This window comes from Corallococcus sp. AB045, from assembly GCF_003668895.1.
Lineage (GTDB): Bacteria > Myxococcota > Myxococcia > Myxococcales > Myxococcaceae > Corallococcus > Corallococcus coralloides.
The window spans coordinates 37,421-48,101 of record NZ_RAWN01000063.1 but is presented as its reverse complement, the minus strand read 5'-3'; the positions used below and the strand labels follow the sequence as shown (position 1 = coordinate 48,101).

Annotated in this window: 11 protein-coding genes; 2 read left to right on the top strand and 9 right to left on the bottom strand. The window is 69.1% G+C overall.

The genetic code is table 11. The features are described from left to right. The 8 genes from D7Y21_RS17385 to D7Y21_RS17350 all read right to left on the bottom strand — a co-directional run. Positions 1–221 (bottom strand): WGR domain-containing protein (locus D7Y21_RS17385; RefSeq protein WP_121714500.1); only part of this gene is annotated, 221 nt, incomplete at its 3' end. A 42-nt stretch (positions 222–263) separates the two neighbouring features. Next, positions 264–1,238, bottom strand: a complete 975-nt coding sequence (locus tag D7Y21_RS17380; RefSeq protein WP_120566244.1) for an NAD(P)-dependent oxidoreductase — start codon at positions 1,236–1,238, stop codon at positions 264–266. Positions 1,239–1,312: 74 nt separating this feature from the next. Continuing rightward, a complete protein-coding gene (gene eis, locus D7Y21_RS17375; protein WP_121714498.1) occupies positions 1,313–2,500 on the bottom strand; it encodes an enhanced intracellular survival protein Eis in 1,188 nt (395 codons plus the stop codon). An 80-nt stretch (positions 2,501–2,580) separates the two neighbouring features. Next, the gene (locus D7Y21_RS17370; RefSeq protein WP_121714496.1) at positions 2,581–3,786 is read right to left on the bottom strand and encodes a P1 family peptidase; all 1,206 of its coding nucleotides are present in this window, start codon (positions 3,784–3,786) and stop codon (positions 2,581–2,583) included. 11 nt (positions 3,787–3,797) lie between these two features. Continuing rightward, positions 3,798–4,370, bottom strand: coding sequence for an imm11 family protein (locus D7Y21_RS17365; RefSeq protein ID WP_121714494.1), 573 nt, complete (start codon positions 4,368–4,370; stop codon positions 3,798–3,800). 39 nt (positions 4,371–4,409) lie between these two features. Then, a complete protein-coding gene (locus tag D7Y21_RS17360) occupies positions 4,410–4,982 on the bottom strand; it encodes an imm11 family protein (protein WP_121714492.1) in 573 nt (190 codons plus the stop codon). 6 nt (positions 4,983–4,988) lie between these two features. Then, a complete protein-coding gene (locus D7Y21_RS17355; RefSeq protein ID WP_121714490.1) occupies positions 4,989–6,221 on the bottom strand; it encodes an AHH domain-containing protein in 1,233 nt (410 codons plus the stop codon). Between the two features lie 14 nt (positions 6,222–6,235). Then, a complete protein-coding gene (locus D7Y21_RS17350) occupies positions 6,236–6,604 on the bottom strand; it encodes a hypothetical protein (protein WP_147443441.1) in 369 nt (122 codons plus the stop codon). A 105-nt stretch (positions 6,605–6,709) separates the two neighbouring features. On the opposite strand from D7Y21_RS17350, the gene D7Y21_RS17345 reads away from it, so the two are divergent. Then, positions 6,710–7,282, top strand: a complete 573-nt coding sequence (locus D7Y21_RS17345) for a dihydrofolate reductase family protein (protein ID WP_120568399.1) — start codon at positions 6,710–6,712, stop codon at positions 7,280–7,282. Between the two features lie 209 nt (positions 7,283–7,491). Beyond that, positions 7,492–9,093, top strand: a complete 1,602-nt coding sequence (locus D7Y21_RS17340; protein ID WP_120568398.1) for a PAS domain-containing sensor histidine kinase — start codon at positions 7,492–7,494, stop codon at positions 9,091–9,093. On the opposite strand, the gene D7Y21_RS17335 is transcribed toward D7Y21_RS17340, so the two are convergent. After that, the gene (locus D7Y21_RS17335) at positions 9,059–10,597 is read right to left on the bottom strand and encodes a GspE/PulE family protein (RefSeq protein ID WP_121714488.1); all 1,539 of its coding nucleotides are present in this window, start codon (positions 10,595–10,597) and stop codon (positions 9,059–9,061) included. The genes D7Y21_RS17340 and D7Y21_RS17335 overlap by 35 nt on opposite strands. Positions 10,598–10,681 lie beyond the last annotated feature (84 nt).

Genomic DNA, 10,681 nt, shown 5'->3' with positions numbered 1-10,681 from the left:
GGCGGGGCATCGCCCGTGCTCACCTCGGCGTAGCCCTCACGGACCTTCTCCGCGACCTTCTTGTTGTACTCGCGCAGGGCGGCCTCCTCGTCCGGGAAGGCCTTCTCCTTGCGCTGCCCCGCGGTGCCGATGCGACCGTAGGTGACGATGAACGTGGCGCCCTGGACCTCGGGCATCCAGAACTTGGAGCTGTTGCCGTCGACGAATTCGAACCTGCGCATGACCCGGGAGGCTACTCCACCCGGGGGGACTTTTCCCGCGCTTCAGCCCGCGTTCGTGGCCAGCGAGCGCAGCCCCTCGTCGCGCGACACGCTGCCCGTGTAGCCCAGCTCCAGCCGGGCCTTCTCGTCGCTCACCGTCACCTCCTGGCCCGCGAGCAGCAGCTCCGTGCGGGACAGGGGCGGAGAGCTCTTGAGGCCCAGGATGTCCCAGACGAAGTCGCTGACCACGGCCACCGTCGCGGCCAGCGCGGTGGGCAGGGTCTTGTCGCCGGGCTCCACGCCCTGCGTCTTCAGGAGCGCGGTGACGAAGGCGCGGAACTCCACGGGCGCGCCGTCGGTGAGGAAGTACGCCTGACCGCCGTGCCCCTTCTCCGCGGCCAGCAGCATGCCCTCCACGACGTTGGCCACGTGGCAGGTGGACGTCAGGTAGTGCCCGCCGCCAATCCAGCGGAAGCGCCCGGACTTCACCGCGGCGACCAGCGCGGGCAGCACGGTGGTGTCCCCCGGCCCCCAGACCATGCGGGGCCGCACGGCGACGGTGGTGAACTCCGGCGAGTTGACCTGGAGCACGAGCCGTTCAGCCTGGCCCTTGGTGGACGGGTACGGGCCCACGGGGCGCTCGGGCAGCGGGTGCGTTTCGTGGAGGTTCACCATGGGGCCGCCATCCACGAGCACGGCCTCCGTGCTCACGTGCACGAAGCGCTTCACGCCTGCCGCGCGCGCCGCCTCCAGCACGGCCTCCGTGCCACGCACGTTGGTTTCGTAGAAGGCCGCGCGGGGGCCGGACATCTTCACGTGCGCGGCGGCGTGGAAGACGGTGTCGCAGCCCTCCATGCCCAGGCGCAGGCGCTCCGGGTCGGAGAGGTCGCCCTCCCATGGTTCGCCGCCCGCGGCCTGGATGGCCTGCGCGGCCTCTGGAGAACGGGCCAGCGCACGCGCTGGTTCCCCGCGCTTCGCGAGCGCCGCGAGCAGGTGCTTCCCGACGAACCCCGAGCCACCGGTGACGAACGCGCGCACGTGTGAAGTCTCCTCCGTCCGAGGACGCCGCTCCTACCACTCCCTGCGCGGGCCGGGTAGCCCGCGCCTGTCCGTCAGAACATGTCGCGCAGCGAGGGGGCGGGGCCCGAGAACAGGGCACTGGCGGTGTCGAGCGACGCGTCGTCCCCGGTCAGCATGCCGGCGAGCTGGAGTGCGCGAGGCGTGAGGAAGCCGGTGTAGAGCGGCGCCAGGGTGCGCACGTGCAGCTTGAGGCGGCCCTCGCCGCCGGGCCGGACGCGGGCGGTGCCGCCCTCCACCTCCAGCACGAAACGCCCCGTGTTCTCCGGGAGGAGGTCGTCCTCCACGTCCAGGTGGAGCGCGCCGGACAGGCCGGGAGCGAAGCCGCGCGCCTCCAGGGCCCGGGGGACGTCCAAGAGGCGAGTCATCCAGTGCATGGAGAGCTTCACCTGGTAGGTCTGTTCGCGCAGCAGCGCGAGGAGCGGTTCGTCCGCGCCGCCGAACCACATCACGTCCCGCGCCAGCGAGCGGTGGTCGCCCAGGAAGCGCAAGAGCCGTCGCGCGGCGGCGGGTGTGGTGGCGGTGAAGTCCGTGAGCTTGAGGACCTGCGTGGGCACGGCGCCCTGGGGCGAGAGGCTCCGCACGAGGTACACGTAGCCCTCCACGCCGGACGCGCCCTCCACGACGTAGCCATAGGCGGTGTCGCCGCGGGGCGTGCGCACGCGCCGCCAGATGTAGTCCCCTCGGTCCAGCCAGCCGTGGTGCTGGGAGGCGAAGCGCCGGTAGCACGCCTCCACCGCCGCGTCGTCGGACGGGCGCATGGGACGCAGGATCAGCGAGCGTTCCCCCAGCTCCAGCGAGGCTGCTTCGACGTGGATTTCGTAGCGCGCGCCGGAGACCTCGTAGCCCACGCGCCGGTAGAGCGGCTGGGTCGCGGGGTAGAGGACGGAGAGGGGTGCGCCTTCGTCGCGCATCTCGCGCAGGAAGTGATGGAAGAGGCGCGTGGCGGCGCCGGCGCCCCGGTGCGCGGGAGCGACGCCCACGCCGCCCACGCCGATGAGGGGCACCGAGCGGCCCCCCAGGAACTGGCCCATGCGGATGAGGGTGAGCGTGGCGGCCACGTCACCGTTCACGCGCAGGATGCGCAGCGAGGACTCGGAGAAGTTCTTGCGCACCACGGTCTCGGAGTCCGCGAGCGGCATGGCGAACGCCTGCGCGGTGATGTCCGCGATGGCGGCCAGTTCCTGCTCATCCTTCGGCGGTCCGTAGGCGTCCGTCTCCATTCCGCATCCCCTTGTTTTGCGTCAGGCGGCGCAGCATGGCGCAGTGGAGGGAGCACGGGAAAGGCCGGGCGGATCCGCTGTCACTTCGTGGGCTTCGGGGCCGGCGGCAGGCGTCCGTACTTCCGCAGGGCCTTCACCAGCCGCTCGGGTGGCAGGCCATGGACGCGGACGCTCTGGAAGCCGGTCATCGTGTCGGAGGCGAGCATCGAGTTCAGGATGGCCTCCTGGGTGGCCTGCACGGTGGCTTCGAAGAGGGGGCTCATCCGCTCGTTGTCGAGCATGGAGACCGGAGCGACCTCCGTGGAGCTCACGGGCTGGGTGGAGAACGCGAGGAAGATGTCGCCGGAGGAGTTCTCTCCCAGGCCGCCCATCTTCCCAATCGCGAGAGGCACGCGCCGGGCCACGCGGTCGAGCTGGTGCGGCAGGAGCGGCGCGTCGGTGGCCACCACGATGATGATGGAGCCCATGCCTTCCGGAGGAGGCGGACCGGCGCTGGCTCGCCGCGAGCAGGGCGGCAGGTTGACGCGGTAGGGGCCTTTGGGAGGGGCGTCTCCGAAGTAGCAGGAGCGCAGGTCGGGGATCTCCTCGCCCACGGGAGCGCCCGCGACGGAGAAGAGGCGGCGGCTGCCGTAGTTGCACTGCACGAGCACGCCGAGGGTGTAGCCGCCCTGCTCCGCCGGGAGCTTGCGGGAGGCCGTGCCGATGCCGCCCTTGAAGCCATGGCAGATCATGCCCGTGCCGCCGCCCACGGAGCCTTCCGCGACGGGGCCCGGACGCGCGGCGTCGAGCGCCTGCATCGCGTGCAGGGGCCGGACGTGGAAGCCATCGATGTCGTGGAGGAAGCCATCCCAGGTCTCCGCGACCACGGGCAGGCCCAGCTCCCAGGTGAGGTCGCGCTTCTGAGCCCAGGCGATGACGCCTTCGTGCACGGCGCCCACGGCGTGGGTGTCGCTGATCATCACGGGACCGGAGAGCAGGCCGGACTCCTTCACCCAATGGGTGCCGGTCATCTCACCGCTGCCATTGAGGTCAAAGGTCGCCGCGAAGACAGGCTGCGCCACGGCCTCGCGGCCCCGGGGCAGCACTGCGGTGACGCCGGTCCGGACGGAGGCACCCGTGTTCAGCGTGACGTGGCCTACTTCAACGCCCTTCACGTCGGTGATGGCATTGAGCGCACCGGGCTGTCCGCCGAAGGGGATGCCCAGGTCACTGGACCGAGGACGGGCAGTGCTTGTGATTGGCAGGAGGCACAGCAGGCCCAGGAGGACGGCGGGACGAAGTTCCATGGGCCTGGGTTCTACACCTCGACGAACTTTCCTCCCACGATGCCTGTCTGTTCCAGTGCGGCCTTGAGGACTTCATCGACGATGAGCGCGGGCCGCCATCCCCAGAGGCGGAACACGCGCTCGTCAACGACCTTTCCCTTATCGATGCGCAACCCGCCGATGTCTCGATATTCCCCCACCTTCTCGGGCTGACCGTCTTCAGGTCTCCAGAACTGGACCTCTTCAGTCGCCACTTCATCAATGCAGCGGACCGTGCGCGCCGCGACCAGAAGAAAATAGGGCTCGACCTGCCCCTCGACCTGCACGGGAAAGAGCTGCACGTCGTTGGGGGCCAGCGTCCGAAAAACTTCTGCGGCCCGAGTACTGAGAACGGGCGTGACCCCTACGCCAGCGGAGGTGAAGTCCAGGGGATTCCCAGGACGGGAGAGTGGAATATGCAGCGGGCCTGGGTCGGGGATGAACACCCCATCTGTGAACACCCAGGGATCCTCCAATGGTCGACCGTCAGCATGGGTCGGTGTCTTGAAGTACCAGCGCCCCGGTACGTACGCGTCAATGAACAGGTCGAAGAACCGTCGTTCCATTGCGCCTCCACCTCACGGATCCGACAAGACCACCCGGTTCTACACTTCGACGAACTGTCCTCCCACGATGCCGGTCTGTTCCAGTGCGAACTTGAGCTGTCCATCCAGGATGATGGGCAGCAGATATCCCCAAGGACGGAAGACGGTGGCGCTACCCACCTTCGAGGTGTCGATGCGCAAGCCGGAAACGACGTGGTACTCCCCCACCTTGTCGGGACGACCATCGTCGGGTGTCCAGAGCCGGGCCTCTTCGCAGGTGGCATCGTCGATGCAGCGAATCACGCGTATCACATTGAGCAGGTAGAACGGCTCGGTTTGGCCCTGGACTTCCACTGGAAAGAGCTGCACGTCGTTTGATGCCAGCTCGCGGAATACAGAAGCGATGCGCCCACTGACGATGGGCGTTCCAGCCACTGTCGTCTTATCGAAGTCCAGCGACTGTCCCGGCCGGGATAGCGGCACACGCAGGGGCCCAGGGTCCATGACCGTCTTCCCGGACACGAACGCCCAGATGTCCGGAACCGGTTTCCCATCCACATCGGTGGGCTCCCGCAGATACCAGCGGCCCGGTGCATCAATGTCGATGTCGAGTTCGAAGAAGTGTCGCGGCATGGTGGCTCAACCCTGGGGGTCCTTCGTGATGAGCTTCCGCAGCTTGGTCCCAGCAGTCACGAGCTCTTTCGCGATCGTCGCCAGTTCGTCAACCAATGCGGCACGGCACTGCCCGGCGTCCTGGCATCCCAGCATTACACGCCGGAGCCGACGCAGGACCTCTGCGTGGTACTCACGGGGATGCGGTCCCCGGTGTCCCTGGATACGCACCTGATTCGCGGTGTCGGAGAGCTTCATTCCAGCGGTCTGGAAGAGGTCTTCGAAGATGGGCGTCCAGGGGCCGCCTGAGTGCTCCGACACCTCGTTCTTGTCCGTGCAGATGTGATGAACATCTCCCTCCGGGTCACCCTGAATCCCTCCGCCCCCGGGCCCCATGGCAACGGCCGCCACGGCGGTGGGCGCCAACGTGACGTTGAGCACTCCCGCTGACGGCACGGAGATGGAACGCACCTCACCGGCCAGTGCGCGCGACAGTTGGAACCCACCCTCCACCTCCGCCCTCAGCGCCGCCTGCGGGAAGCCCGGCATCCGGGGCCCCTGCGCCGCCACCGCGTTCCTGCCACCGAGCGCCGTCATCGCGACGATAACCAGCACCCGCGCCCCGTTGTCCCCCAGGACGCGTCCGAAGCGATGTCCCGCCTCCTTCAGCGAAGCCTCGTCCCTGGCATCCCGCGACTCATCCATGAGCCGCAAGAAGGCCTGCCCGATGTTCCACACGGGTCCGGTTCCCAGATACGCGATGAGCGAAGCCGTCAGAACAACCGCGACAAACTTGGACACGGGCTCGGGTGCGACCAGCATCACCATCGCGGTGCCAATCATCGCAGTGACCATGGTCCGCAGCGCGGCGGGGTCCATCAGGTCCTCCACCGCGTCCGCCACGCCTTCCCAAACCGTATCGAGCGCGAAGGAGAGCGCCATCGTCCGCCGCGCCATCGGCTCCAGGGGGAAGTCATTCCCCAGGCGGAGCGCCTGCCGGCCTCGAACGCCATCGACGATGCCTCCCGCCGACGCGAGCAGGGAGCGCCGGCCGTCATCCCGGACCGCGACAACCAGCTTCAGTTCAAGCACGAGCTGCGTGACCGCGTCCCTGAATGCATCCTCGTCAATACGCACCGGCTTCGTTTCCACCGGCGTATAGGCGATGGGCCTGCCCCGCCCCGTGTCGAGGTTCACCACGCGCGTCGTCGCGCAGCCTGCCGTCAGCCACAGCAGCACGGCCATTGCCCAGAGCTTCATGTGCCCTCCACGGCTCACGGATCCGACGAAACGACCCGCTCCGGCTCCAGCACCTCCCGAGTCCGCGCCCCACGCTCGATGTAGCCCGCGCCGCCTCTCAGCTCGCGTCCGTCCTCCAACACGGCGATGAGGCGGTACGACGACTCACCTCGGACGGGATAGCTCAGGGCCACGGTGTCCCCCTTGCCCATGGCGCGGTAGATGACCTGCCCGCGGTCGTGCTCGATTCGCACCTCGCGCACGTCCTGGCCGGTGCGGTTCTCCACGCGCACCTCGATCCCCGCTCGCGCGGGCCCCGTGTCGTGCAGCCACAGCGCGACCCCGGTGATGAGCGTCAGGACCGAACCCAGCACCACTCCTCCCAGCACCCATAGGAATCTCATGGCACTCCCTCATCTGTGATTGCCGTGCAGGCAACCAACGCCGCCGTTCTAACAGGTGCGTCCGCATACCCGTGCTAAGCCCAGGCTTCAGGAGGAAGCACGCCCATGCGGAAACTGACCTATTACGTCGCCAGCTCGCTCGACGGCTTCATCGCCTCGCCCACCGGTGCGTACGACTACTTCAGCACGGAGCCGGAGTACCTGGACGCCATCGCCGCCGAGTACCCGGAGACGCTCCCCGGCGGCTACCGCGCCTTCAAGGGCATCACCGGCCCGGGCAAGCACTTCGACACCGTGCTGGAGGGCCGCAACACCTATCAGGTCGGTCTGGACGCGGGCGTCACCAACGCGTACCCGCACCTCGAACACTACGTCTTCTCCCGCACCCTCACGAAGAGCCCCGACCCCGCCGTCAACCTCTCCAGCACGCCGCTCGCCACCGTGCGCGAACTGAAGGCGCGCGACGGCCTGGGCATCTGGCTGTGCGGCGGCGGCGCGCTCGCGGCCGAGCTGCTTCCCGAAATCGATGCGTTCATCATCAAGGTCAGCCCCGTCATCGTCGGCCAGGGCATCCGGCTCGTCGAAGCGGGCTTCGCGCCCCACCGCCTGCGCCACACGGGCACGCGCACGCTCGACTGTGGCGTCGTCTTCCTGAGCTACGACCACCGCAAGCCCTAGCCGGGCCGGCCGCGCGTCACGCAGGCACCCGGCCCACGCATTGGACCTGGGGCCAATGCGCCCCCCCGAGAACCGGCGAGTTCTCCACGCAGGGTGTGAGCTTCCGCCCTGCTCGGAAGCCCGGTCAGCCGGCAGGGTTGGGTGGTGGATGGATCCACCCTGTCGTTCCTCCCCGAAGTCCCCGTACCCTGCGTTACGCTGGACCGTCTATGAGGAGTCCCCTGGACGACAGTCAGCCCCCCTCGTCCGCCAGCGGTGGCGACATCGCCTACGCGACCCCCCACGCGGCTCGCGACATGGGCGCGCAGCTGGGCCTGTTCATCGACAGCGTGAAGGACTACGCCATCCTGACGCTGGATCCAGCGGGCGACATCATGAGCTGGAACACCGGCGCCGAGCGCATCAAGGGCTACCGGTCCGAGGAGATCCTCGGCCAGCACTTCAGCCGCTTCTACCCGCCCGAGGACATCGCCCGCGGCAAGCCCCAGCAGGACCTGGAGATCGTCAACCGCGAGGGCCGCTTCGAGGAAGAGGGCTGGCGCGTCCGCAAGGACCACAGCCTCTTCTGGGCCAACGTCGTCATCACCGCGATGCGCGACGCCCAGGGCCAGCTCGTGGGCTACGGCCAGGTGACGCGCGACTTCACCGAGCGCAAGCTCGCCCAGGAGCAGCTGCTGCAGAGCGAGGAGCGCTTCCGCCTGCTCGTCGAGCACATCCAGGACTACGCCATCTACATGCTGGACCCCGATGGCCGCGTCACCACCTGGAACGCCGGCGCCGAGCGCTTCAAGCAGTACAAGGCCGAGGAGATCATCGGCCAGCACTTCAGCCGCTTCTTCCCCCCGGAGGACGTGGCCCGGGGCAAGCCCTGGTACGCCCTCCAGGTGGCCGCCAGCGAAGGGCACTTCGAGGAGGAGGCGTGGCGCGTCCGCAAGGACGGCAGCCTCTTCTGGGCCAGCGTCGTCATCACCGCGCTGCACGACCCGGCAGGCAAGCTCCGGGGCTTCGCCAAGGTGACGCGCGACATCACCCAGCGCAAGCAGAACCAGGAGCGGCGCGAGCTGGAGATGCTCCGCGACGCCGTGCGCGCCCGCGACGAGTTCCTCTCCGTCGCCTCGCACGAGCTGAAGACGCCGCTCACCCCGCTCCAGCTCAAGCTCACGGCCCTGCTGCGCACCGTGGAGAACAACCCTTCCGCCACCCTGCCCGTGGAGCGCATCGCCCGCGACCTGGAGGTGGCCCGCCGCCAGGTGCGCAAGCTGTCGGACCTCATCGAGGACCTGCTGGACGTGTCGCGCATCAGCATGGGCCAGCTGCGCTTGGACCGGGCGCCCATGGACCTGACCTCGCTCGCGCGGGACGTGGTGACCCGCTACGCGCCCCAGTCCGCGCAGGTGGGGTGCACCGTCACGATGGAGGCCACCACGCCCATCAGGGGCCACTGGGACCGGGCCCGGATGGATCAGGTCATCACCAACCTGCTCACCAACGCGCTCAAGTACGGCGCGGGCAAGCCCATCCACGTCCGCGTGCGCATGGACTCCGGGCTGGCCGTGCTGAGCGTGAAGGATGAGGGCATCGGCATCCCGCTCGAGGACCAGCCGCGCGTCTTCGAGCGCTTCGTGCGCGCCGTCTCCGAGCGCAACTACGGCGGGCTGGGGCTGGGCCTCTTCATCACCCAGCAGATCATCGAGGCCCACGGCGGCATCGTCCAGGTGCGCAGCATCCTCGGCGCGGGCTCGACCTTCACCGTGATGCTGCCCCCGGGGCCGGACGTCAGCCCGGCGTCTGGCGTTCCTCCCGAGCCGTGAGGATGTAACGGTAGGGCACCACGCGCGTCAGCTCGTGCAGCGTGGTGACCCCGGCCGCCACCTTCGCCAGCGCGTCCTCCACCAGCGTGCGGAAGCCCCGCGCCCGGGCGTGCCGGCGCAGCTGGACGCCCGGCACCCCGGTGGCGATGAGCAGTTGCAGCTCCGGGTCCACCACCAGCAGTTCGAAGAGGCCCACGCGCCCCTTGAAGCCGGTGTGACGGCACGCCTCGCAGCCGTGCCCCGCCCGGGGCTGCACGCCGTCCAGGAGCGGCCCCAGCAGCGCCAGCTGATCCGCCGTCGGCGTGGTGGGCGCGGAGCACTCCGGACAGATGCGCCGCACCAGCCGCTGCGCCAGCACCGCGAGCAGCGCCTCCGCGATGTCGCCGTCCTCCAGCTTCAAACCGCGCAGGCGGCTCACCGCGCCAATGGCATCCGCAGTGTGCAGCGTGCCCAGCACCACGTGCCCCGTGGACGCCGCCATCAGCGCGGTGCTGCCCGTCTCCAGGTCTCGAATCTCTCCCACGAGCATCACGTTGGGGTCCTGCCGCAGGAGCGCGCGCAACAGCGTCAGGTGCGGCATCTGCGGCGACACCTGCTTCTGGTTCACCTTGGGGACCACGTATTCAATCGGGTCCTCCGCGGTGATGATCTTCTTGCGCCCGTCGTTGAGCCGCGCCAGCGCCGCGTACAACGTCGTCGTCTTCCCGCTGCCCGTGGGGCCCGTCACCAGCACCAGCCCCTCCGGGTTGCCGAGCAGCCGCAGCACCGTGGCCTGCAGCTCCGGAGTCATCCCCAACTTCTCCACCGGCACCAGGCCCAGCGTGGCATCGAGCAGGCGGATGACCATGTCCTCGCCCGCGGGCGAGGGCACCACGCTCACGCGGAAGTCCACGAACTTCCGCCCGGCCTCCCCTTGGTAGAGCGCCCGCAGGCGGCCGTCCTGGGGCCGCCGCTTCTCCGCGATGTCCAGCCCCGCCATCACCTTGATGCGGCTCACCACCTCCGGCAGCGAGTCCGGGGAGATGTCCGTGTACGACTGGTGGAGGATGCCGTCGACGCGGTAGCGCAGGTCCACGTCGTCCGTGTAGCTCTCCAGGTGGATGTCGGACGCGTTCTGCGTCACCGCCACCGCGAGCACGTGGTTCACCAGCTCCACCGCCGTGGGCCGTGGGGACAGCTCCGTGCCCGCCTTCAGCACCACGTCCACCGACGCGTGCTCCCCCGCGCCGAAGCCCACCTCCAATGCCGAGTCGATTTCGTAGCGGTTGAGCCGCACCGGGCGCACCGGCCGGCGCAGGAAGTCCGCGATGCGGCAGCGCACGGACTCATCCTCCGGGTCCAGCATCGCCACCGTCACGGCCTCCGTGTCGTGGGCCGCGTTCACCTTGCCCATCACCGCGACGCCCAGGCGGCGGCAGAAGGACTCGGGGAGCAGGCGCAGCGATTCACGGTCCAGCGTGAACTGGGGCAGTTCGGAGAACGGGGGTACGTCCGGGGGAGCCATGGCCCGCCGGCTTATCACGGTGCCCCTGGCGGCCTGACAGGGCTGCTATCCTCCCCGGAATGTCGCGGCCCCCCGCGGACCCTC

Bases quoted from the DNA above. Each gene is read 5' to 3' on its own strand.
- D7Y21_RS17370 (WP_121714496.1), bottom strand. From the start codon at position 3,786: ATGGAACTTCGTCCCGCCGTCCTCCTGGGCCTGCTGTGCCTCCTGCCA.
- D7Y21_RS17345 (WP_120568399.1), top strand. From the start codon at position 6,710: ATGCGGAAACTGACCTATTACGTCGCCAGCTCGCTCGACGGCTTCATC.
- D7Y21_RS17335 (WP_121714488.1), bottom strand. From the start codon at position 10,597: ATGGCTCCCCCGGACGTACCCCCGTTCTCCGAACTGCCCCAGTTCACG.
- D7Y21_RS17340 (WP_120568398.1), top strand. From the start codon at position 7,492: ATGAGGAGTCCCCTGGACGACAGTCAGCCCCCCTCGTCCGCCAGCGGT.
- D7Y21_RS17350 (WP_147443441.1), bottom strand. From the start codon at position 6,604: ATGAGATTCCTATGGGTGCTGGGAGGAGTGGTGCTGGGTTCGGTCCTG.
- D7Y21_RS17360 (WP_121714492.1), bottom strand. From the start codon at position 4,982: ATGCCGCGACACTTCTTCGAACTCGACATCGACATTGATGCACCGGGC.
- eis (WP_121714498.1), bottom strand. From the start codon at position 2,500: ATGGAGACGGACGCCTACGGACCGCCGAAGGATGAGCAGGAACTGGCC.
- D7Y21_RS17355 (WP_121714490.1), bottom strand. From the start codon at position 6,221: ATGAAGCTCTGGGCAATGGCCGTGCTGCTGTGGCTGACGGCAGGCTGC.
- D7Y21_RS17365 (WP_121714494.1), bottom strand. From the start codon at position 4,370: ATGGAACGACGGTTCTTCGACCTGTTCATTGACGCGTACGTACCGGGG.